Genomic DNA, 21,368 nt, shown 5'->3' on the forward strand with positions numbered 1-21,368 from the left:
GATAGGGTGGCCGGGTGCCCGACGTCGACACCCGGCTGCTACGGCACTTCGTGGCCGTGGCCCAGGATCTCCACTTCGGCCGCGCCGCGGCGCGGCTGTTCGTCGCGCAGCAGGCGCTCAGCCGCGACATCGCCCGGCTCGAACGCGACCTCGGCGTCCGGCTGTTCGATCGCACCACCCGCAAGGTGACGCTGACCCCGCCGGGCGAGCGGCTGCTGGCCCGCGCCACCGAGCTGCTGGCCCTGCACGACGCCATGCTCGCGGAACTGCGCGACACCACGCGGCCGCTGCTGGTCGACGTCATGCACGACCGCTCGACGGCGCTGCGAGTGCTGGAGGCGGCCCGGCCACTGGCGCCGGAGCTAGAGCTGGAGGCGCGCTTCCACGGCGGCTGCGACGCCGCCGTCCGCGGCCTGCTGGCGCACCGCGTCGACGTCGTTTTCGGCCGACTCAGCGGGGTGCTGGTCGCGCTGCCCGCGAACCTCACCCGCCGCCTCGTCCGGCTGGAGCCGCTGGGCCTGATGGTGCTCGACGACGATCCGCTCGCACGCCGCGACACCGTCCCGCTGGCCGCCCTGCGCGGCCGCACCGTCGACACCAGCGGCGGGAACCCCGAGGCGCCCGAGTGGGTCGAGCTCGGCGCGGAACTGGTGCGCACGCACGACGGCACCGTCGCGCCCGACCACCACCCGGGCATGGCGGCCGTCGCCGCCGCCCCGCCGGAGGAGACCACGCACCACCTGCGCGCCACCGGCTGGCCGGTGCTCACCAAGACCGACGCGGCGCCGATCCCGGGCACCGTCGTGCGGCCGTTGACCGACCCGGTGCCGCTCTACCCGTGGACGATGGCGCACCGGGCCGAGCTGCGCCATCCCGGCCTCGACGCCCTGAACCGCGCCCTCGACCGGCTCATCCCGGCCGAGGGCTGGCTCGACCCGCCGGCCGGCGCCTGGCTGCCGGCCGCCGACCGCGCGCTACTGTCCGGCTAGGCCGGGCCGGCCGCCGACCCAGGTGTCGGCGATCTGCGGCACGCCCGGCCGGTAGGCGAGATGGACGTACGAGGGCGCGTCGAGGACGGCGAGGTCGGCGCGGGCGCCGGGCGACAGCCGCCCGACGTCGGTGCGGCGCAGGGCCGCCGCGCCGCCGGCCGTCGCCGACCAGAGCGCCTCGGCCGGCGTCATGCGCATCTCGCGGACCGCCAGCGCGATGCAGAACGGCATCGAGGACGTGAAGCAGGAGCCGGGGTTGCAGTCGGTGGCCAACGCGACGGTGGCGCCGGCGGCCAGCAGCCGGCGGGCGTCGGGGTACGGCGAGCGGGTGGAGAACTCCACCCCCGGCAGTAGCGTGGCGACTGTGCCGGAGCCCGCCAGCGCGGCGACGTCGGCGTCGTCGAGGAAGGTGCAGTGGTCGGCGCTGGCGGCGCCCAGCTCGCAGGCCAGCCGCACGCCCGGGCCCTGGCCCAGCTGGTTGGCGTGCATGCGCGCGCCCAGCCCGCGGGCGAGGCCGGCCGTCAGCACCGCGCGGGCGGCGTCGGCGTCGAACGCGCCGGTCTCGCAGAACACGTCGATCCAGCGGGCGTGCGGCGCGCAGGCGTCGAGCATGGGGCCGGTGACGAGGTCGACGTAGGCCGCGGGGTCGGACGTGTACTCGTCCGGGACGACGTGGGCGCCGAGGTAGGTGGTCTCGTCGGTGTGCTCCGCCGCCAGCGCCAGGGCACGGGCTTCGTCGGCCACCGTCAGGCCGTAGCCGCTCTTGATCTCGACGGTGGTGGTGCCCTGCCGGCGCATCTCCAGCACCAGGCGGGCGAGGTTGAGGGCGAGCTGCTCGTCGGGGGCGGCCCGGGTGGCGGCGACGGTCGTGCGGATGCCGCCGGCGGCGTACGGCTGGCCGGTCATGCGCGCGGCGAACTCGGCCGAGCGGTCGCCGGCGAAGACGAGGTGGGCGTGGCTGTCGACGAACCCGGGCACGACGCAGCGGCCGTCGAGGTCGATACGGGAGTCGGCGCTGGGTGCGGCGGGGGCCGGGCCCACCCAGAGGACCTGACCACCGGAGTCGGCGATCAGGGCGGCGCCGGAGATCTCACCGAGCGGCGAACCGTCGCCGTACGCGGGGTCGTTCGTGACCAGCAGCCCGATACCGTCGAGGAGAGTCGTCGCCACGACGTGAGCCTAGCTGCGGCTCAGGCGGAGCTGGCGGCCAGGACGCCCCACGCGACGAGCTTCTCGCGTAGTTCGGCCGGCGGGATCTCGTAGAGCAGTGCGGCCAGCGAGATGTCCTCGGACCGGATGGTCAGCACCGGGCTGCCGAAGTCGTTGCGCTGCCGCTGGATGGACGCCACGAAGGTGGCCAGCCGCTCGGCCTCGGGCGGTGCGTTGCGCAGCGCGTCGAGATCGAGGACCAGCTTGCCCTCCTGCGTCGGGATACGGGACCGGGCGCCGTCGGACACCAGAGTGTCGACCGGGACGCCGTAGAACTCGGCGAGCTCGGCGATGCGCCTGATCGACGCCACGCGGTCACCGCGTTCGTAAGAACCGACCACGACAGCGCGCAGCCGGCCACCGGACTTCTCCTCGACGGCCTGGAGCGAGAGCCGCCGGCGCTTGCGCAACGCGCGCAACCGTGCGCCCACGACCTTCGCGAAGTCCTCCTCCGTCGAGTCCGGACTGCCGTCGTTCATCGTCGAACTCCCCAAAGGTGCCTCGTCCTCCGTACTGATCCGCCCGCACCAGCACGCCTGCGCCGCCCCCCTGGCAGGGTCCCGGACAACGCCCGGGACAGATCAGAGAATACCGGGCAATCGTGGCCGATTGATCACCGACCGTCCGAGACTTTGTTCAGCTGGCATGCTAGGAGGTCAGGCGAGGACACGCCAACGGCACGTGTTCCACGTCACACCATGCGAAGCGGGACTCCTGGGTTGCGGGCCTGCTCCAGCACCACCTGGGCAGGCAGCGGCTTGGACATGAAGAACCCCTGCGCGCGGTAACAGCCGAGGTCGAGCAGGGTCGTGACCGCCGCTGGGTCCTCGACGCCCTCGGCCACCGTGGTCAGGTTGAACGCCTCGGCGAGCCGGACGATCGCGGCGACGATGGCGCGATCGCCACTGCTCTCGGCCAGTGCCGAGACGAAGCTGCGGTCGATCTTCAGGATGTCGACCGGGAGCTGCTTCAGCTGGGCCAGCGAGCTGTACCCGGTGCCGAAGTCGTCGATGGCGAGCGTGACGCCCAGCCCGCGCAGCCCGTTGAGGGTGGTCTGGACGTCGTCGATCTCGCGCATCACCGTGCTCTCGGTGATCTCGATGCCCAGCTCGGCCGGCGCCAGGCCGTACCGGCTGAGCAGGGTGGCGACGAAACCGACGAAGTCGGCGCTGATCAGCTCGCCGGCGGAGATGTTCACCCGGACCAGCGGCGGCGGCACCGGCGACGTGCGCTTCCACGCCGCGAGCTGCCGGCACGCCTCCTCGAGCACCCAGCGGCCGAGCTCGGCGGAGAGGTTGATCTCTTCGACGACGGAGATGAAGGCGTCGGCCGCGAGCAGCCCGCGCTCGGGGTGCTGCCAGCGCACCAGCGCCTCGACGCCGGTCATGCGGCCGTCGCGGAGGTCGAACTCGGGCTGGAAGTACAACCGCATCTCGTTGTGGCTGATGGCGGAGCGCAGCCGCAGCTCGAGATCGGCGCGGACGAGGAGCTTGGATCGTAGGTCGTCGTTGAACACCACTACGGAGTCTCCACCACGCTCTTTGGCCTCGAGCAGCGCGACATCGGCGTTGCCGAGCAGCTCGTCGACCGTGCTGGGCATGTCCCCGTTGACCACGACGCCGATGCTGGCGCTGCGGCTGATGGCATGGCCGCCGACCTCGAGCGGCTCGGCGACGCGGTCGAGGATGCGCCGGGCGGCCCGCTCGGCGGCGGACGTCGACCCGATCTCGTGCAGCACGATGACGAACTCGTCGCCCGCCAGCCGTGCGACCACGTCGTTCGGGCGGACGGAATCGCGCAGCCGTTCCGCGACGGCCTGGATGAAGCTGTCGCCGACGGTGTGGCCCAGCACGTCGTTGACCGTCTTCAACCGATCCATGTCGGCGAAGAGCACCGCGAGCGGAGCCCGGGGATCGGCCTCCAGCACGGCGTTGAGGTCTTCGACGAACGCCCGGCGGTTCCACAGCCCGGTCAGCTCGTCGTGGTAGGCGTGGTGGTGCAGGCTCTCCTCGGCCGCGACCCGGGCGTCGAGCTGCACCAGCAGCGAGGAGATGGCGCGCAGCGCCCGAACCTCGGGGCGGGTCCAGATGCGGTCGCCGAAGTGGATGAGGCCGAGCACACCGCGGGTGGTGTCGTCGTGGATGAGCGGCACCATGGCCAGCGAGACCTCGGGCACGCCGGAACCGGCGCGGACACGTTCCTGGTAACTGAGCTGCCCGTCGGTCGGCCGGGTGATGAACGGCTCGCGCTGGTCCTTGATCATCGCGAAGATCGGGTCGTCGGTGTCCCACGGCACGATGCCGAGCGGGTCGGGATCGGGGACGTCCACCCGGCGCGGCCATTCGTCGACCAGCACGCTGGCCTGCAGCCCCGGGTCGTTGTGCCGCAGAAAGCAGGTGTCGGCGCCGAAGTAGCGGCCCAGCTCGCTGATGACCCGGAACAGTGTCTCGGCGAGGTCGCGGGCGGTGACGCCCATCAGCTCGGCGGCGACGTAGGTGACGAGGGCGTCGAGCCGGCCGTGCTGGTCGGTGATCTCGCCGGCCTCCATGACGGCCGTGCACAGCTGCCCGGAGACCGACAGCAGCTCGCGGTCCTTCGCGACGTACGTGGTGCCGTCGAGCCGCACCAGGCAGATGGCGCCGACGAAGTCGCGGTAGGCCACCTTGACGGCGAGAACGGTGTAGCCGGCGGGCGTGGCGCGCTCGACCGGCTCGGTGCCGGACCGGCCGGCGACCTCGCTGGTGGCGGCGCGGATGGCGTCGCGCATGGCGGTGAGGTCTTTGCCACCGACCCCGGCCGCGGCGGCGCTTCCCCACGACACCATCGGCATGCCGCCGTCGACGGCGAGCAGGTCGGCCGAGATGGAATCCGTGGCCCGAGCCAGCGCCTCGAGGAGCGGCTGGATCGTCTCCGGGTCCATCTTCATAGATTGCTCCCTGCCTCCAGGGCGTCCCGAACGGTGCGGTCGGCAGACAGGCGGCGGCTCCGGACGCTGACGCTAGGAGCGTATCCGATCCGCATCACCAGTGCGACGTGCCTCCGCCCAAGTCCGACGATCCCGGCGAAATCATCACGCAGCCGGCGAAGCCGGTCGGAGTACCGCGGCGACAGCTGCTCGAAGTCGGCGTCGTCGACCCCGAAGATGAACACCGGCGACATCGGGTGGACGGCGAGGCCGAGCCGCTCGGCCTCGATCCAGACCCGCTCGACGGCCTGGCCGCCGCGCACGTAGTCGGCCGGCGACGACCCCGCGACGGAGACGACGGCCAGCCCGCCGGCGGCCTCGACGCGGTCGCGGGTGGACTCGCCGAGCGCCCGGCCGAGGTCCTGCTCGGCGAGGACGGCCATGACGTCGGACCGCCGCGCCACGCCCAGCTTCGCGAGGTCGGAGCGGTCCAGCTCGAGCGTCCGGACGTCGATGCCCCAGTCCAGCGCGTCGATGCCGGGCCAGCGCAGCTCGCGCATCATCTCGCGGTGCAGGTGCTCGGTGAGGTAACGCAGCCGGTCGGACTCGCCCAGTAGCTCAGCCAGCTCCTGCAGGTGGTCACGCCCGGTGACGAGGTGGACGTCGCCGCTCTCGGCCGCGGCGGCCGCGCGCAGCACGTCCTTCGTCTCCGGCGGCAGCGGCCTGGGCTCGTTGACGTGCCGGTTCGAGACCCGCCGCAGCATGGCGTCGTACAGGTCGGCCAGCTCCGGGTCGGAGGCGGTGCCGAAGCGCAGGCCGGCCACGTGGTCGCCGTCGGGCCGGATCTCGACGTCGCCGAGCAGCCCGTGCCGGGCGGCCGCGACCCGCGCGTTGAACAGCGCCGCGCCGATGGCGACGTAGCTGCCGCGGAACGCGACGTCCAGCGTGGACGTCTGTGTGCGATCGAGGCCGATGTCCAGCCGGCCGGGGCCGAGCGTGAACGTCCACGGCTGGGTGTTGCCGCCCGACGGCGCCAGCCGCGCGGCGTGCACGACGGCGGCACGCGGCTCGGCCGGCGCCGGTTCGGGGTCGACGACGAGGTCGGCGCCGAAGTCGGCGTCGGCGGCCGGCGGCGGATCGGCCAACTTGGACAGCACGGCTTCGAGGTCGACCCGGGCCCGACCGGACGGCAGCGGCGCGCCCAGGCCGAGCTTGCGGACCGCGGCGGCCACCGTCGCGGCGCCCAGCGTGATGTCGCCGCCCAGCTGCGGCCAGGTGTTGAGGGTCTCGTCGACCTCCGTCATCGACGCGGCCATCGACGCCGACAGCTCGCTCGGCTCGAGCACCCGCAGCACGTACGGGACCTTGTCGTGCGTCGACAGGCCCATGAGGTCGGCCGGGCGTGCGTCGCCGAGCAGCCCGTGGAACAGCGGCCGGTCCGGCTCGAGGTCGTAGCGCTCGACGTCGAGCAGGCCGCGATCGCTGGTCTCCATGACGAGCGGCAGCCGGTGCCGCCGCGCACCGTCGCGCAGGGCCAGCTTCACGTCGAAGGAGTCGCACTCCTCGACGACGACATCCAGGCCGCCGAGGAAGTCGTCGACGGTGTCGAGGGTGAGGCCGGACGGCTCGATGCTCACCTCGATGTACGGGTCCAGCTCGGCGATGCGGCGGGCCACCACGACCGCCTTGTTCACACCGAGGTCGAAGATCGTCCCCGGAATGCGGTTGAGGTTGGACAGCTCGATCTCGTCGAAGTCGGCCAGCCGGATGTGCCCGCAGCTGCCCTCCAGCGCCAGCGTGTGCGCGATGGCGTGGCCGACGCTGAGGCCGACGATGCCGACGGAGACGCGGCGCAGCCGCTGCTGTTCCTCGGCGGTGATCTTGTTGCGGTTGCGGTCGGTGCGCAGCCGCTGGAAGGCCTCGGGCCCGAGCAGATGCACCAGGGTGCGCCGCCACGGGTAGTAGTACCACCGCGCCGGCTCGCCGACGATCTCCGGTGAGGGCGCGGAGAGCAACCGGGCGAGGTCACGCTGCTGCTGCTCGATGGTGTCGACGACCTGCACCGCGGAGTCGGCGCGCAGGCCGGCCAGCCGCTCGGGGTCGTCCACCAGCTCAGGGCGCCAGCTGGCCCCGTTCGTGGCATCGGTCATCGTGTGCCCGGAACCTCCGTGCCCGTGGCGGTGCGGAACTCGCGCTCGAAGAGCCGACGCTGGTCTTCAGTGGCGCGCCCTGCCGCCGTCTTGCCGTCCCACGTCAGCATCGTCGTGCGGTAGCGGTCGTCGGGGTAGCGGGCCGGGATGATGCCGGGCAGCTCCTCGGCGCCGGAACTGGCCCAGCGCGGCGCCGCGTGCTCCGCCGCGGAGCAGTAGGCGTAGCGCACCCCGAGCAGCCGCATGGCGTGCACGAAGGCCCTCGACATGAGGTCGGCCAACGCGGACTTGTGCTCCGCCGTGGCGTCCACCCAGACACCCTTGAGCTCGATGACGCCGTCCGGCAGCGCGGCCTCGATCCACTCACTGGCCAGCGAGGCGGACACCGGCTCACTGGCCAGCTCGCGGGGCGCGTAGGCGTCGCGCACGGAGCCCAGCGGGCCGTTGACGTAGCAGCCGGCCCAGACCTTCCCGCTGTCGTCGGACACGATCGCGAACACCGGTGCGCTGGACGTCTGCGTGGCCACGGGCAACGCCAGGGCCTGTTCGACGTGATAGCGCCGGTAGCTGGCCCGGGCGCCCTCGGCGTATGCGATCCACTGATCGAACCGCCGACTCGGCGTATAGAAGCGCATCATCATGCCTGATGCCTCGTCCCGGAAGCCGTACAGCTCGCGGGTGATGTGCGCGGCAGGCTTGAGGGGGCTGGTCATGGCATCCACACCTGGCTTCACGGCTCCGTCCGGTCTACTCGATCTGTACCGTATGCGCCGTTCACGCTATAGATGCATAATGCCCGACTCGACGCGAGGGCGACGCCGGAATGGAGAACGCGACGGGTGCCTGCCCCCCAACAGACCCGCCGCGTCTCCACAATGCGGCGGCAGGACCAGCCCGCGGAAACCTGCCGCCGCCCCGTTTGGGACGTGGTGCGAACGTCCCCGGACGCGCGCACCACGTCCCCTTTTCACGGCACGGCCTGTGCAGGGCGGAGGGCCGTACCGGTCCAAGGTCACGGCTCGAGGCCGTGAATCGCACCTCCGATGCTTCCCCGGCCGCGAGGCGCCACTTCCGTGACATCCCCGTCCCTCGCGACCAATCCAACGTATTGGACTGGAGCACCTAATTGCTGGTGCGGATGTTTAGAAGAATAGACAGGGAAAACCGATCTCGCAACAACTACTTTGCGTAACAAAATGTGACGCAGAGTAGCGGTTCGATCTTGGGCCGTGGCGTGACGCTCAGTGATCAAAAACTTACGCTACGTCACTGCTCTGCAGCTCAGCGGCCTGCCGCCGCGAACGGCGCGAGACGCCGACGGCGCCCGCCGCTCCGGACGATAACGCTGCGCGACGATTCCGCGGAACCGAAACGCGCGATTTTCCCAGCGATCCGGCAGGGCTATTCCGAACGCCCATCCGGTGCCCACTCAATTGACCGCCGAACTTCGTCGCAAGGTAGGAGTCGTCCGTGGCGACGCCCCTGTCACCGGCGACAACGGCCGCGCGAAGCCACCGCGCCGCATCGTGATCACCACCTTGCCCGTCGTCATCGGACCGGTCAGACTTCACCGGAAATGTCTACGCCGCCGGCTTCCTACCGCCACGTCTTCGGCGTGGCGGAGTTCCGCTGGCTGTGGCTGGCGCACCTGCTCTCCGTCATCGGCGACCAGCTCGCGCGCGTGGCGCTGACCCTGCTGGTGTTCGACCGGACGGAGTCGGCCGGACTGGCCGCGCTGACCTACGCGCTGACGTACCTCCCGGACCTCGTCGGCGGCGCGACGCTGGCCGGACTGGCCGACCGGTTCCCGCGGCGCGACGTCATGGTGGCCGCCGACCTCGCGCGGGCGGCACTGGTGGCGGCCATGGCGATCCCCGGCGTCCCACTGGCCGCGCAGGTGTGCCTGCTGGCCGTGGTGCAGCTGCTGGCGGCGCCGTTCTCGGCCGCGCGACAGGCGGCGCTGCCGGACATCCTGAGCGGCGACCGGCTGGCCCTCGGGCTCGGCGTCTTCTCCATGACCTACCAGGCGGCGCTCGTCGTCGGCTTCGGCGCCGGCGCGGCGCTCGTCGCGGGGCTGGGCGCACCCACCGCCCTGCTGGTCGACGCGGTGACGTTCCTGCTGTCGGCGGTGCTGATCGCGCGCGGTATGGGCCCGCACCGTCCCGTCGCGCCGCCGCCGGGCCCGGCGCCGGGCACCCAGGCGCCGCCCGGCCAGTGGGCCACCGTCCGGGCCGGCTGGCGCGTGGTCGTCGGCGACCCGCGGCTGCTGACCCTGCTCGCGATTGCCTGCTGTTCGGGGTTCTACGTGGTGCCGGAGGGGCTCGCGGTGCCGTTCGCGGCCGAGATCGACGCCGGTTCCTCCGGCGTCGGCTGGCTGCTCGTCGCCAACCCCGTGGGGACGGTCGTCGGCATGCTGGTGCTGGGCCGGCTCCGGCCGGAGCGCCGGCTCGCGCTGATGGGACCGCTCGCGGTCGCGAGCAGCCTGGTGCTGATCCCCACCGGGCTGCTGCCCGGCCTGACCCTCTCGGTCGTGCTGTGGACCGTGAGCGGGGCGTGCTCCGCCCACGACATGGTCGTCCAGGCCGCCTACGTCCAGTCGGTGCCCGCACACCGCCGAGGCCAGGCGGTCGGGCTCGCGATCGCCGCCCTGCGGGCAGCGCAAGGCCTCGCCATCGTCGCCGCCGGCGTCCTGGCCCAGTTCCTCTCACCGTCGACGATCATCCTCGTCGCGGCGATCGTGGGCACCCTGGCCGCCGGCGCCGCATGGCACCGCTGGTCCCGCTTGGCCTCGCCCCGCGCCCATCCACCACCCCAGGGCGAAGCCGGCAGTCTCCTCGACCGGTCTCGAACGGCCGGAAACACACCATGACTCGTCGAGGTCAGGTCCAGGTGTTGTCGCGCATGGCACTACTCCCTCCGCGTCGTCGTTGTCCGAGTGACCCGTCAGGTCCAGGTGTTGTCGCGCATGGCACTACTCCCTCCGCGTCGTCGTTGTCCGAGTGACCGTCAGGTCCAGGTGTTGTCGCGCATGGCCCGCTCCTCTTCTGCTCGTATCGGTCGTGGCCGGGTCGTCCCGGCTCAGGTCCAGGTGTTGTCACGCATGGCGCTCACCTCCCCGTCGAGTAGCAGGGCAGCCTTCGGCACCGCGTCGTCGCACACCGCGCGACCCCTCCTCTCGCAGCGCCGCGCACGCCTGAATCGGAGTGCGGCGAAACGCCCCATATGCGCTCTCATTGTTGCCGACGCTCCAGCGACAGAACGTCCCACTTTCAGTTACTATGTGCCCACTCTGCGGGACCCCAGCGAACTGCGCAGGTGAGAGCGAGTGCACGGCATGATTCGGCGAACTCGGAGCTGGTTCGTCGGCTGGGCGCTCTGGCAGGCGCCGCCGCCTGTGCGCGTGCTCGTCGTGCTGGCGTGCACGGTCGCCGCCGGCACGAGCATCGCGACCGCGTTCCCGTTCCCGATCACCGGTTCCGACGTCGCCCGGTTCAGCGTGCTGGCGGTCTGTGCCGTGGTCTCGGTCGAACTCACCCGGCACATCGAACGTCGCCGGGTCTACGGCCACAGCAGTTCGGTCGCCTACATCGACACGAAGGCGGTCTGGAGCTTCGCCGCCGTCATCGTCCTGCCGCCGGTGTTCGCCACGGCGATGGTCATCCTGACCTACCTGCTGACCTGGACCCGCGTTCAGCACGAGCGTTCGGGCGGTCTGGTCTACCGCTGGTTGTTCTCGGGCGCGACGGTGCTGTGCGGCACCCAGGCCGCGGTCGCCGTCCTGGCCCTCGGCATGCACGACTACCCCGGCGCGCCGGCCACGTCCGGGCTGGCCGGGCTCTCCGACCTCGGCGTCATCACACTCGCCGCGGTGCTGCGATGGGCCATCAACGTCGCCCTCGTGATGGTGGCGATCGCCCTCAGCAAGCCGAACATCGAGGTGCGCGAGCTGTTCTCGAACTTCGGTGAGCAGATGCTCGAGGCCGGTGCGATGGGCCTCGGGCTGGTCGCCGCCACGGTAGTCGTGACCAACCCGTTCGTCATGCCGGGCATCGTCGTCGCCATCGTCGCGCTGCACCGCGGCATCCTGGTCAACCAGTACCAGCAGGCGTCGCGCACCGATGCGAAGACCGGGCTGTCGACCGCCGGGTGGTGGCACGACTTCGCCGACCAGGCGCTCGTCCGGGCCCGCGACCACGGCGCGACCCTGGGTCTGCTGATCGTCGACCTCGACCACTTCAAGCGGCTCAACGACACGTTCGGGCACCCGCACGGCGACCGCGTGCTCAAGGCGGTGGCGGAAGAGCTGATCGCGGAGATCCGCAACGAGGACGCCTGCGGCCGGTGGGGCGGCGAGGAGTTCGTCGTGGTGCTGCCCGACGTCGGCGACCACCGCAACCTGTACAACGTGGCGCAGCGCATCCGACGGCGCATCGAGTCCGTCGCTGTCGAGCCGCCGGCGCACCTCGCCGACGCCGGCGACCCCGCGTTCACGGCGTCGGTCGGTGGCGCCATCTACCCGTCGCCGGGCGTCGGCAACCTCGACGAACTGCTGCTGGCCGCCGACACCGCGCTCTACGCGGCCAAGAACGGCGGCCGCAACACGGTCCGGCTCAGCGAGCTCGACCTCCCGGCCGCCCCGGTCCGGCCGACCCTCTCGCCGTCGGCGGAACCGCCGTCGTCGGCCGGCTGACCCGCGGGCGGGCCGCCGGCGCCGTTCCGGAATGATGGGCCGATGCGCGCATTCATCGGGGCCGCCACCTCGGGTGGCCAGGGCCGGCCAGCAGCAGGCATCACCGTCGCCGACATCGAGAAGGGCGTGGTGACGCCGGTCGGCGAGCCGGCCCTCCACGGCGTCGGCAATCCCATGTACCTGGCGTTGTCGGACGACGGCCGGGTGCTCTACGCGATCCACGAGGTCGACGACGGCGCGGTCAGCGCGTGGGCGGTCGGCGATGGCGCACCGCGGCCGCTGGGCGAGCCGCGGTCCACGGGCGGCAACGGGCCGTGCCACCTCTCGGTGCACCCGAGCGGACGGTACCTGCTCACCGCCGACTACGGGTCCGGCTCGCTGAGCGTGCACCCCATCGGCGCCGACGGCTCGCTGGGCGACGCCACGCACGTCGTCCGGCACGAGGGCGGCGGACCCGACCCGGAGCGGCAGAACGGCCCGCACGCGCACATGATCGTCACCGACCCCGAGCGCGGCCACGTCCTGGCCGCCGACCTCGGCACCGACACCGTCTACCGCTACGCCCTCGACGACGCGACCGGCCGGCTGTCGCTGGTGGACGAGATCACGCTCGCGCCCGGCGCCGGGCCCCGTCACCTCGTCATCCGCGGCCGGTACGCGTACGTCGTCACCGAGCTGGCCTCCACGGTCACGGTCGTCGACCTGACGACGGCCGAGGTCGTCGCCGACGTCTCGACGCACGTCGACGACGGCCGCGGGGCGAGCTACCCGTCGGCCATCCGGATCGGCGCCGACGGCCGGTTCCTGTACGTGGCGAACCGCTTCGTCGACGACATCGCCGTGCTGTCCGTCGACGGGCCGGACGTCGCGCTGGTCGCGACCGTGCCCTGCGGCGGCGGCCACCCGCGCGACCTCGAGCTGGACCCGTCCGGCGAGTACCTGTACGTCGCCAACCAGTTCACCGACCAGCTGGTGTCGTTCCGCATCGACCGGCAGACCGGCCGGCCCGAGCCCACGGGGGACGTGCTCAGCACGCCGAGCCCGGCCAGCATCCTGTTCGGCTGACCGGGCCGGCCACTGGGTCAGGACCGGGTGCGCTGCCGGCGCGCCCGGCGGGCGCCCGGCCGTCCCGGCACGGTGTCGTGCATGGCGGCCGGGCGGTGCGCCCCGCCCGGGGTGAGGCGGCGACGGCCGCGGCGACCGGCCGCGGCCGGCTCGGGCACGTGCGCCTCGACCACCGCCGGCGGCGGGGTCTCGCCGGTGATCGGCGGGTCGGGCTCGAGACCGGAGATCTGCTTGGGCCGCGCGACCAGGAACATCGCGCCGACGGCGAGCACCGACATCGCGAACATGACGCCCGCCATGGGCACCGCCGAGCCGGTGCCGAACGCCCCGACCAGCGGCGCGCTGACCGCGCCGACGACGAAGTTCATGGCGCCCAGCAGCGCGGCCGCCGTGCCCGCCGAGCGGCTGTGCCCGGCCAGCGCCAGCACCGGGATGTTCGGCATGGTGAAGCCGACCGTGGTGAGGATGACGAACAGCGGCACCGCGATGCCGTAGATGCCCAGCAGCCCGGTGGCCGCGAACAGCACCATGAGCGCGGCAGCCACCGAGGCGGCGACCAGTGCGCCGGCCAGGATCCACTGTGGCCGCACCCGGCGCACCAGCCGCGCGTTGAGCTGCGTCGCCGCGATGAGCCCGAGCGAGTTGACGCCGAAGAGGATGCCGTAGGCCTGCTCGGACAACCCGAACACGTCCTGGAACACGAACGACGAGCCGGAGATGTAGCCGAACAGCGCGGCCATCATCAGCCCGCCGGTCAGCATGAGGCCCACGAACGTGCGCTCGCGCAGGATCGAGCCATACGTGCGCAGGGTGTCGGCGACCCCGCCGGAGCGGCGACGCTCCTCGGGCAGCGTCTCCTGCAGCCCGAACAGGACGACGGCGACCAGCCCGAGGCCGAGGGCGGCCAGCACCCAGAAGACGCCGCGCCAGTCGGTGAACTGCAGCATCTGGCCGCCCAGCGTCGGCGCCAGCACCGGTGCGACGCCGGTGACCAGCATCAGCCGCGACAGCAGCCGGATGGCGGGCATGCCGGTGTAGAGGTCGCGGACCACGGCCATGGACACGACGGCACCGGCCGCGGCGGCCATGCCCTGCAGGACGCGGAAGACCCCGAGCACCTCGATGGTGGGCGCGACGGCGCACAGCAGCGACGCCACGACGTGCATCAGCGTGGCGGCGATGAGCGGACGGCGGCGGCCGACGGCGTCGGACCACGGGCCGAGGATGAGCTGGCCGACGGCGAAGCCCAGCAGCGTGCCGGTGAGGGTCAGCTGGACCTGGGCCTCGGTGGCGCCGAGGTCGCCCGCGATGTCGGGGAACGCGGGCAGGTAGAGATCGATGGTCAGCGGTCCGAGTGCGGTGAGCGCGCCGAGCACGAGGATCCGGCGGATCATCGTGCTGCGGGACAGGCCGGTGACGCCGTCGGCGTCCGGCACGGCGCGAGTGCGCGCAGGCAAGGGCGGCCTCTTCCAGAGGTAGTACGTGAAGGGAGCAAGCGGCGCGCGACTGCTGCGGCGCGAAACACCGACATGCTCAACTGTGCCAGAGGCGCCTAACATTCCGACAGGGAGTTTCGTGTGACGCGGCGTACAGCCGCCCGCGTCAGCGCAGTAGCGGCGCGACCGCCTTCCAGCCCGGGTCGGGCCGGCTCTGCACCGCGGCGGTGCCGTGCGTCCACTGCTGCAGCACCGCGCCCACCGGCGCGGGGTCGACCTCGAGGCCGTCGACGTAGAGGTGCACGACGACCTTGCCCTCGCCGGTGACGCGGCCGACATGGACGACCTGCGGGCCCTCGCCGCCCAGCTCCGCGATGACCTGCTGGACCAGCCGCTCGGCGTCGTCGAGCAGGGAGTCGTCCGGCGGCATGCCGTCGGACCCGGGCGCGTAGTCGAGCACGAGCGCGACGTGGGTGTCGGCCAGCGGCCGCTCGACGCGGTCCAGCGGGCGGCGCACCAGCGCGACGATCGGGCCCTTGCGCCCGCTGCCGCGCAGCAGCGCCCAGACGTCGTCGGACGGGCGCAGCTGGTCGACCACCGTACCCAGCATCGACACCGGGATGGCGTCGAGCGGCGGGTCGGCGGCGACCTCGACCTCGCCGATCCAACGCTCCGCCTCGTCCTCGCCCAGGGCGGCGTCGAGGCCGTGGAAGGCGACGGAGAGCCGGTGCTCCTTGTCCAGCAGCGGGAACAGCGGGTGATGGATGACGACGTCCAGCCGGCTGCGCTGCGGGTCGACGCGGGTGCCGGCCACCAGCTCGCGCAGCTCGATGTCGTAGTCGTCGACCTTCATGACGACGGAGTCGAACAGGGCGGGGTCGGCGCGGCGCACCGGCGCGAACTCGACCTCGGGGTCGTCGGGCGCGGCCAGCATCCAGCGCTCGGCCAGCCCGCGCAGCTCGGCCTTGCCGCCGCTGGACACCACCAGCATGAACCGCTTCGCCGCGCTCGGCGAGACCTCCCAGTTCAGCGACGGGTCGATGGCGGCGACCGGCGGGCGCAGCAGCTCGATGAGGTCGTCGGAGCGCTTCTCCTCGAACGCCGCGAGGACGTCGTCGCGGTGCTCGCTCCACCACGCCCAGAACCGGGCGATCGCGGGCCGGGGGTCGTCGGTCACCCTGGTCTTGCGGCGGAAGATCGCCATTTGGAGCTCGTCTCTTACGGCGGCGGCTGATCGCTTCGACGATCAAGGGTCGAGAGGAGCATCATAAGAGTGCGGGATCGACCCGGTGTCCTCCGAAGGAGGTGGGGGTCATGACCATGCCGACTCCCGACATCGAACAACACCCCGACGTCGCCGCCATGAGGCACAGGTACGACCAGCTCGCCGAGACCCCCGTCGCGCAGTCCGCCGACGGCCTCACGTTCCTGGCCGGCCTCTACGTCGCGATGTCGCCATGGGTGATCGGATTCTCCGACCACTCCGCGCTCACCATGGCCAACCTGTTCACCGGCATCGCCGCCGCCCTGCTGGCAGCCGGGTTCGTGGCCTCCTACGGCCGCTTCCACGGCATGGCCTGGGTCGCGCCCATCCTCGGCGCCTGGGCCATCGTGGCGCCCTGGGCCGTCGAGGGGCCGACGCCGGAGAACTCCGCCATCGTGAGCAACATCATCGCCGGCGCCGTCATCGTGTTGTGCGCCCTCGCCATGATGTCCGGCGGCATGCGCCGGACGCGCACCTGAACAACGGGCCTCCGGGCGGCGGCGCTCCTTCCCCGATCCCGTGCGCCGCCGCCCGGACCTGGTCCACGATGATGGACCCATGGAGTTCGCCGACGTCGTCGTCCGTCGCCGCATGGTCCGCAACTACACCGACGAGCCGGTCGACCCCGCCGTCGTCGACCGCGTCCTCACCCACGCGCTGCACGCGCCGAGCGCCGGGTTCAGCCAGGGCTGGGCGTTCCTGCGCCTCGACTCCCCCGCCGACGTCGCCCGGTTCTGGGACGCGGCCACGCCGCCCGGCGACGGCTCCGACGCGTGGTCGGCCGGGCTGCGCCGAGCACCCGTGCTGATCGTGCCGCTGTCGTCGAAGGCGGCCTACCTCGACCGGTACGCGGAGCCGGACAAGGGCTGGACCGACCGCGACGAGGCGCGCTGGACGGCGCCGTACTGGGACATCGACACCGGCATGGCCAGCCTGCTCATGCTCCTGACCGTCGTCGACGAGGGCCTGGGCGCCTGCTTCTTCGGCATCCCCGCCGAGCGCGTCGACGCGTTCCGCGCGGCCTTCGGCGTCCCGGCCGACTACAAGCCGATCGGCGTCGTCAGCATCGGCCACCGCGCGCCCGACCGCCGTTCGCCGTCGCTGCGCCGCGGCCGCCGCGACCTCGACGCCGTGGTGCACCGAGGCCGCTGGTCGGCCTGACGTCACCCGCGCCCGGCCGCCGCCGCGTACGTCGCGGCCAGGCCGGCCCAGTCGGGTTCCAGCGCCGCGACATCGCCGCCGTCGAGGTGGACGCCGAGCGCGTCGAGCATGGCGTGCCAGCCCGTGCCGAAGTCGACGGCCGGCTCGGGGCGCAGCGGCCGGTGCAGGAGCACGAGGACGGTGCCGTCGCCGGACGCGGTGAGTTCCCAGCGCACCGTGGACTCGGGCTCGCCCGGCCACCGCCAGGTGTGCTCGAGCGCCACCAACGGCTCGACCGCGAGGACGACGCCGTCGGCCGTCCCCTCGTCGCCGAAGTCGTAGGTGACCGTGCCGCCTACGACCGCCTCGATGCGGACGCCGGGAACCCAGCGGTCCTGCTGGTCGGGGTCGACCAGTGCCTGCCAGACGCGCTCGGGGCGGTGCCGCAGCCGGCGTTCGAACCGCACCTGCCAGGCGCCGTCGTCGCCGACACCGAACGTGCCGCGGCGGTCGTCGGCGGGCGGAGGAGCGTCGGGAGCCGTCGTCATGGGATGTCCTTCCATCGTTCGTCCAGATGTGCTTCGAAGGCGTCGAGCCGCGCCGCCCAGTTGTCCCGGGTGCGCTCCAGCCAGTCGTCGACCTCGGCCAGGCCACCGGGCCGCAGGCGGTACAGCCGGCGCTGCCCCTCGCCGCGCCAGTCGACCAGGCCGGCCTCGCGCAGCACCCGCAGGTGCCGCGAGACGGCCGGCCGGCTGACGTCGAACTCCGCGGCCAGCTCGCCCGCGGTGTGCTCGCGACGCGTGACCAGCTCGAGCAGCCGCCGGCGGGTCGGGTCGGCCAGCGCCTCGAAGACGTCTGAGGTCATGGTCCATTCGTAACACATAGGTTACGTAACTGCCAAGTTACCCAACGCTCAGACACCGCCGAAGCGACGCTCCAGCAGGGCGTTGAGCAGCGCCGCCGCGGTGCCGGCGTCGTCGACGGTGACGAGAGTGCGCACGCCGTCGGTCCGTTCGACCAGCAGCGCCTCGCCGCCGCGCAGCACGTACCCGCGGGTGCCCTTCAGCGGGCCGACGGCGGAGAGGCGGTAGCCCCAGCCGCCGAAGTCGCGGGCCGGGCGGACGGTGACGGTGCTGGCTCGCGCGATGCGGTCCAGCGACGTGTGCAGACGCGGCCGCCCGAACCGGCCGCGGACCGTGAGCCCGCGCTCGTCGACCGTCACCGTGATGGAGAACATCGCGGCCGCGAGGACGGCCAGCGCCACACCGATGCCGAGCACCCACCACTGCCGGGCCAGGACGCCGACGACCGCGGTGACGCCGATGCCGGCGACGAGCACGACGGCGGGCAGGCCGCCGGTGGCGGCGGACCGGGTCCAGACCACCCGCTCACCAGCGCCGACGGCCAGCTGCGGCGCCTCGGTGGCGCCGGGCGGCAGCGGCCCGAGCGGCCGGCCGGGCGACGTCCAGCGCGGCGTCAGCGCCACGGCCAGCAGCGCGACGACGACACCGGCGGCCACCGCCAGCGCGATGACCGCCCCGGGCAGCTCGACGGAGGCAGCGTCGGCCGTCCCGCGCTGCCGCTCGGTCAACAGCACGACCAGCGCCGTGACGAACGCCGTCGTGCCGGCCGTGGTGGCGGCGACGACCCGGGTGACGGTGCCGTCGGCGCGGACCGCGATGACCAGCACGACCCCGATGACGGCGAACGCGGCGGCGAACCCCGCGATCAGCCAGGCCACCGTGGACACCGAGCTGAAGCCGTCCGCCGTCCCGTCGGCGCCCCAGTGGCTGGCGACCCGCGCCGGCAACTCGTCGCGCCAGCCCAGCACCAGCGCGGCGCCCACGGCGCCGATCGCGATCGGCAGGCCGGCCGCGGCCAGCAGCGCCCGTGTCAGCACGCCGCGGCCCGGGCCACCCGTCGTCTGCTCCGTCATGAGTACTCCCTCCGGATCAATGCGGTGAGCTCGTCGGCGCTCAGCCCCAGCCGGCGCGCTTCGGCGATGGCGCCGGCGACGGCCTCACGCAGCCGCGCCAGGCCGCCCGCGCCGGCCTCGGTGACCACCGCACCGCGCCCGCGGCGCAGCTCGACCAGCCCTTCGTCCCGCAGCAGCTGGTAGCCGTGCAGGACCGTGTGGACGTTCAGCCCGAGCGACTCGGCCAGCTCGCGCGCGCTGGGCAGCCGCTCCCCGGCCGCCAGCTCGCCGCGCGCGATGGCGCCGCGGACCGCTCCGGCCAGCTGGGCGAAGAGCGGCTCGGCGGATGCCGGGTCGAGTCGGATGAGCATGCCTCGATTGTATTGTTCTAGCTCTAATAGAACAACTTGACGGGCGTGGTGGTGCGATAGCGTCTGCTCATGACGGAGATCCCCGCGCCGCCCGTGGCGAAGCAGGTCCCTGCCGAGCGGACCGTCCATGGCGACACCGTCGTCGACGAGTACGCCTGGCTGAAGGACCGCGACGACGCCGACACCGTCGCCTACCTCGAGGCCGAGAACGCCCACACGCAGGCGGCCACGGCGCACACAAAGGCGCTGCAGGACGAGATCTTCGACGAGATCAAGAGCCGCACGCTCGAGACCGACCTCTCGGTGCCGGCGCGGCACCACGGCTGGTGGTACTACACGCGCACGCTCGAGGGCAGCCAGTACCCCATCCACTGCCGCTCGCGCACCGAGCCGGAGCTGCCCACGGACCCCGCCGAGCCGATCGTCTCGCCCGCCGACGAGCAGGTGCTGCTCGACCAGAACGAGCTGGCCGGCGACTCCCCCTACTTCGCGCTCGGCGCGTTCGACGTCAGCCCCGACGGCCGGCTGCTGGCGTACTCCACCGACTTCGACGGCGGCGAGAAGTACACGCTGCGGTTCAAGGACCTCGAGACCGGCGCCACGCTGCCCGACGAGGTGCCCGGCACCTACTACGGCTCGGCGTGGGCGGGCAACGGCAGCGCGCTGTTCTACACCACCGTCGACGACGCCATGCGGCCGTACCGCGTGTGGCGGCACCTGCTCGGCACCGAGGCCGCCGCCGACGTCATCGTGCACGAGGAGACCGACGAACGGTTCTTCGCCGGCGTCGGGCTCACCCGCAGCGAGCAGTACGTCGTCATCGAGCTGGGCAGCCAGATCACCAGCGAGACGTGGGTGCTGCCGGCCGGCGACCCACGTGGCGAGTTCCGCGTCGTCCAGCCGCGCGAGCAGGGTGTCGAGTACTCGATCGACCACACCGGCGACTCCTTCTTCATCGTGCACAACAAGGACGCCGTCGACTTCGAGCTGGTCGTCGCGCCGGCTTCGGCGCCGGAGCGCGGCAACTGGCGGCCGGTGCTGCCGCACACCCCGGGCGTCCGCGTCACCGGCGTCGACGCGTTCGCCGGCCATCTCGTCGTGTCCATGCGCCGCGAGGGCCGCACCGAGCTGCACGTCATGCCGCTGGCCGACGGCGTACCCGGGCCCGGGCGCGACATCGGGTTCGACGAGCCCGTGCGCACCGTCCGGCCGGGCGGCAACCCCGAGTTCGACACCACGGTGTTCCGGCTCGGCTACGCCTCGCTCACCACGCCCAGCTCCGTCTACGACTACGACGTCGCCGGCGGCGGGCTGACGCTGCGCAAGCGGCAGCCGGTCCTCGGCGGCGTCGACCTGTCCGCGTACGAGTCGGTCCGCGAGTGGGCCCTCGCCGACGACGGCACCCGCATCCCGATCTCCCTGGTCAAGCGGCGCGACACCCCGCGCGACGGCAGCGCTCCGTGCGTCCTGTACGGCTACGGCGCCTACGAGGCGTCGATGGACCCGTGGTTCTCGATCGCGCGGCTCTCGTTGCTGGACCGCGGCTACGTGTTCGCCATCGCGCACGTGCGCGGCGGCGGCGAGCTGGGGCGGCGCTGGTACGAGGACGGCAAGCTGCTGCACAAGCGCAACACGTTCACCGACTTCATCGCCTGCGGCGAGCACCTGGCGTCGGCCGGCTGGACCTCGCGCGACCGGCTGGCCGGACGTGGCGGCAGCGCCGGCGGCCTGCTCATCGGCGCCGTCGCCAACCTGTCCGCCGGCACCTTCGCCACGTTGGTCGGCGAGGTGCCGTTCGTCGACGCACTCAACACCATCCTCGATCCGACGATGCCGCTGACCGTCGTCGAGTGGGAGGAGTGGGGCAACCCCGTCGACTCCGCCGAGGTGTACGCCTACATGAAGTCGTACTCGCCCTACGAGAACCTCTCGGCGCGGCCCTATCCCGCCATCCTCGCGACGGCCGGGCTGAACGACCCCCGGGTCGGCTACCACGAGCCGGCCAAGTGGGTGGCACGGCTGCGCGCGACCGCCACCGGCGACCGTCCGCTGCTGCTCAAGACCGAGATGGGCGCGGGTCACGGCGGGCCGTCCGGCCGCTACGACGCCTGGCGCGACGAAGCGTTCACGCTGGCCTTCATCATCGATGCAACAAGCCCCTCAAGCTTCGCATAATTCATTTATTGGGCGTTCGTGACCTGCGCGAACGCGGCGCATACGCGCGTCCCGATCGG

The 21,368-nt window shown here is 72.5% G+C and carries 18 protein-coding genes; 7 read left to right on the plus strand and 11 right to left on the minus strand.

The window, feature by feature from the left end; all coding sequences use genetic code 11:
* Window positions 1–14 precede the first annotated feature (14 nt).
* Window positions 15–989, plus strand: a complete 975-nt coding sequence (locus tag BLU82_RS36190; protein WP_092624105.1) for a LysR family transcriptional regulator — start codon at window positions 15–17, stop codon at window positions 987–989.
* Here BLU82_RS36190 and hutI read toward each other — a convergent pair.
* The 5 genes from hutI to BLU82_RS27530 all read right to left on the minus strand — a co-directional run bounded on the left by hutI (window position 975) and on the right by BLU82_RS27530 (window position 7,966).
* A complete protein-coding gene (gene hutI / locus BLU82_RS27510; protein ID WP_092624106.1) occupies window positions 975–2,159 on the minus strand; it encodes an imidazolonepropionase in 1,185 nt (394 codons plus the stop codon). The two genes, BLU82_RS36190 and hutI, sit on opposite strands and share 15 nt — an antisense overlap.
* Window positions 2,160–2,179: 20 nt before the next feature.
* The gene (locus tag BLU82_RS27515; RefSeq protein WP_069109061.1) at window positions 2,180–2,677 is read right to left on the minus strand and encodes a helix-turn-helix domain-containing protein; all 498 of its coding nucleotides are present in this window, start codon (window positions 2,675–2,677) and stop codon (window positions 2,180–2,182) included.
* Between the two features lie 212 nt (window positions 2,678–2,889).
* Window positions 2,890–5,124 carry a bifunctional diguanylate cyclase/phosphodiesterase gene (locus BLU82_RS27520; protein ID WP_092624107.1) on the minus strand — a complete coding sequence of 745 codons (2,235 nt, stop codon included), beginning with the start codon at window positions 5,122–5,124 and terminating at the stop codon, window positions 2,890–2,892.
* On the minus strand, window positions 5,121–7,253 hold the full coding sequence (locus BLU82_RS27525) for an Rv1355c family protein (RefSeq protein ID WP_092624108.1): 2,133 nt from the start codon (window positions 7,251–7,253) through the stop codon (window positions 5,121–5,123). The genes BLU82_RS27520 and BLU82_RS27525 overlap by 4 nt, the downstream gene beginning before the upstream one ends.
* Entirely contained in the window at window positions 7,250–7,966 is a 717-nt protein-coding gene (locus tag BLU82_RS27530) for a hypothetical protein (protein WP_092624109.1), read from the minus strand. Before BLU82_RS27530 ends, BLU82_RS27525 begins: the two co-directional genes overlap by 4 nt.
* Before the next feature lie 863 nt (window positions 7,967–8,829).
* Here BLU82_RS27530 and BLU82_RS27535 point away from each other — a divergent pair.
* The 3 genes from BLU82_RS27535 to BLU82_RS27545 all read left to right on the plus strand — a co-directional run bounded on the left by BLU82_RS27535 (window position 8,830) and on the right by BLU82_RS27545 (window position 13,008).
* Window positions 8,830–10,122: an MFS transporter gene (locus BLU82_RS27535; RefSeq protein ID WP_092624110.1), complete on the plus strand. Its 1,293-nt coding sequence runs from the start codon at window positions 8,830–8,832 to the stop codon at window positions 10,120–10,122.
* 465 nt (window positions 10,123–10,587) lie between these two features.
* Entirely contained in the window at window positions 10,588–11,943 is a 1,356-nt protein-coding gene (locus BLU82_RS27540; RefSeq protein WP_172885713.1) for a GGDEF domain-containing protein, read from the plus strand.
* Window positions 11,944–11,985: 42 nt separating this feature from the next.
* The gene (locus BLU82_RS27545) at window positions 11,986–13,008 is read left to right on the plus strand and encodes a lactonase family protein (protein ID WP_092624112.1); all 1,023 of its coding nucleotides are present in this window, start codon (window positions 11,986–11,988) and stop codon (window positions 13,006–13,008) included.
* Window positions 13,009–13,025: 17 nt separating this feature from the next.
* Here BLU82_RS27545 and BLU82_RS27550 read toward each other — a convergent pair whose 3' ends face one another.
* Together BLU82_RS27550 and BLU82_RS27555 are read right to left on the minus strand one after the other, a co-directional pair.
* A complete protein-coding gene (locus tag BLU82_RS27550; protein ID WP_197682521.1) occupies window positions 13,026–14,465 on the minus strand; it encodes a multidrug effflux MFS transporter in 1,440 nt (479 codons plus the stop codon).
* Window positions 14,466–14,610: 145 nt separating this feature from the next.
* A complete protein-coding gene (locus BLU82_RS27555) occupies window positions 14,611–15,648 on the minus strand; it encodes a hypothetical protein (RefSeq protein ID WP_092624113.1) in 1,038 nt (345 codons plus the stop codon).
* 110 nt (window positions 15,649–15,758) lie between these two features.
* Here BLU82_RS27555 and BLU82_RS27560 point away from each other — a divergent pair, with 110 nt between their 5' ends.
* Together BLU82_RS27560 and BLU82_RS27565 are read left to right on the plus strand one after the other, a co-directional pair.
* Window positions 15,759–16,187, plus strand: coding sequence for an SPW repeat protein (locus tag BLU82_RS27560; RefSeq protein WP_092624114.1), 429 nt, complete (start codon window positions 15,759–15,761; stop codon window positions 16,185–16,187).
* Between the two features lie 79 nt (window positions 16,188–16,266).
* Window positions 16,267–16,869 (plus strand): nitroreductase family protein, encoded by a 603-nt coding sequence (locus BLU82_RS27565; RefSeq protein WP_092624115.1) that lies wholly within the window; start codon window positions 16,267–16,269, stop codon window positions 16,867–16,869.
* 2 nt (window positions 16,870–16,871) lie between these two features.
* Here the strand turns inward: BLU82_RS27565 and BLU82_RS27570 are convergent, their stop codons facing one another.
* Genes BLU82_RS27570 through BLU82_RS27585 form a run of 4 tightly spaced genes read right to left on the minus strand, consistent with a single transcriptional unit; the run spans window position 16,872 to window position 19,134 of the window.
* Complete coding sequence (locus BLU82_RS27570; RefSeq protein ID WP_157741297.1) at window positions 16,872–17,396, minus strand: SRPBCC domain-containing protein; 525 nt, start codon at window positions 17,394–17,396, stop codon at window positions 16,872–16,874.
* Window positions 17,393–17,713: a helix-turn-helix transcriptional regulator gene (locus tag BLU82_RS27575; RefSeq protein ID WP_092624117.1), complete on the minus strand. Its 321-nt coding sequence runs from the start codon at window positions 17,711–17,713 to the stop codon at window positions 17,393–17,395. The genes BLU82_RS27570 and BLU82_RS27575 overlap by 4 nt, the downstream gene beginning before the upstream one ends.
* A 48-nt stretch (window positions 17,714–17,761) precedes the next feature.
* Complete coding sequence (locus tag BLU82_RS27580; protein WP_092624118.1) at window positions 17,762–18,784, minus strand: DUF1648 domain-containing protein; 1,023 nt, start codon at window positions 18,782–18,784, stop codon at window positions 17,762–17,764.
* Entirely contained in the window at window positions 18,781–19,134 is a 354-nt protein-coding gene (locus tag BLU82_RS27585; RefSeq protein WP_092624119.1) for a GntR family transcriptional regulator, read from the minus strand. Before BLU82_RS27585 ends, BLU82_RS27580 begins: the two co-directional genes overlap by 4 nt.
* Before the next feature lie 69 nt (window positions 19,135–19,203).
* Between BLU82_RS27585 and BLU82_RS27590 the strand changes: the two genes are divergently transcribed.
* Entirely contained in the window at window positions 19,204–21,309 is a 2,106-nt protein-coding gene (locus BLU82_RS27590) for a S9 family peptidase (RefSeq protein ID WP_092624120.1), read from the plus strand.
* Window positions 21,310–21,368 lie beyond the last annotated feature (59 nt).

This window comes from Jiangella sp. DSM 45060, from assembly GCF_900105175.1.
Taxonomy (GTDB): Bacteria; Actinomycetota; Actinomycetes; order Jiangellales; family Jiangellaceae; genus Jiangella.

Bases quoted from the DNA above. Each gene is read 5' to 3' on its own strand.
- BLU82_RS27535 (WP_092624110.1), top strand. From the start codon at position 8,830: ATGTCTACGCCGCCGGCTTCCTACCGCCACGTCTTCGGCGTGGCGGAG.
- BLU82_RS27530 (WP_092624109.1), bottom strand. From the start codon at position 7,966: ATGACCAGCCCCCTCAAGCCTGCCGCGCACATCACCCGCGAGCTGTAC.
- BLU82_RS27515 (WP_069109061.1), bottom strand. From the start codon at position 2,677: ATGAACGACGGCAGTCCGGACTCGACGGAGGAGGACTTCGCGAAGGTC.
- BLU82_RS27570 (WP_157741297.1), bottom strand. From the start codon at position 17,396: ATGACGACGGCTCCCGACGCTCCTCCGCCCGCCGACGACCGCCGCGGC.
- BLU82_RS27575 (WP_092624117.1), bottom strand. From the start codon at position 17,713: ATGACCTCAGACGTCTTCGAGGCGCTGGCCGACCCGACCCGCCGGCGG.
- BLU82_RS27580 (WP_092624118.1), bottom strand. From the start codon at position 18,784: ATGACGGAGCAGACGACGGGTGGCCCGGGCCGCGGCGTGCTGACACGG.
- BLU82_RS27565 (WP_092624115.1), top strand. From the start codon at position 16,267: ATGGAGTTCGCCGACGTCGTCGTCCGTCGCCGCATGGTCCGCAACTAC.
- BLU82_RS27525 (WP_092624108.1), bottom strand. From the start codon at position 7,253: ATGACCGATGCCACGAACGGGGCCAGCTGGCGCCCTGAGCTGGTGGAC.
- BLU82_RS27560 (WP_092624114.1), top strand. From the start codon at position 15,759: ATGACCATGCCGACTCCCGACATCGAACAACACCCCGACGTCGCCGCC.
- BLU82_RS27540 (WP_172885713.1), top strand. From the start codon at position 10,588: ATGATTCGGCGAACTCGGAGCTGGTTCGTCGGCTGGGCGCTCTGGCAG.
- BLU82_RS27545 (WP_092624112.1), top strand. From the start codon at position 11,986: ATGCGCGCATTCATCGGGGCCGCCACCTCGGGTGGCCAGGGCCGGCCA.
- BLU82_RS27585 (WP_092624119.1), bottom strand. From the start codon at position 19,134: ATGCTCATCCGACTCGACCCGGCATCCGCCGAGCCGCTCTTCGCCCAG.
- BLU82_RS27520 (WP_092624107.1), bottom strand. From the start codon at position 5,124: ATGAAGATGGACCCGGAGACGATCCAGCCGCTCCTCGAGGCGCTGGCT.
- BLU82_RS27555 (WP_092624113.1), bottom strand. From the start codon at position 15,648: ATGGCGATCTTCCGCCGCAAGACCAGGGTGACCGACGACCCCCGGCCC.
- BLU82_RS27590 (WP_092624120.1), top strand. From the start codon at position 19,204: ATGACGGAGATCCCCGCGCCGCCCGTGGCGAAGCAGGTCCCTGCCGAG.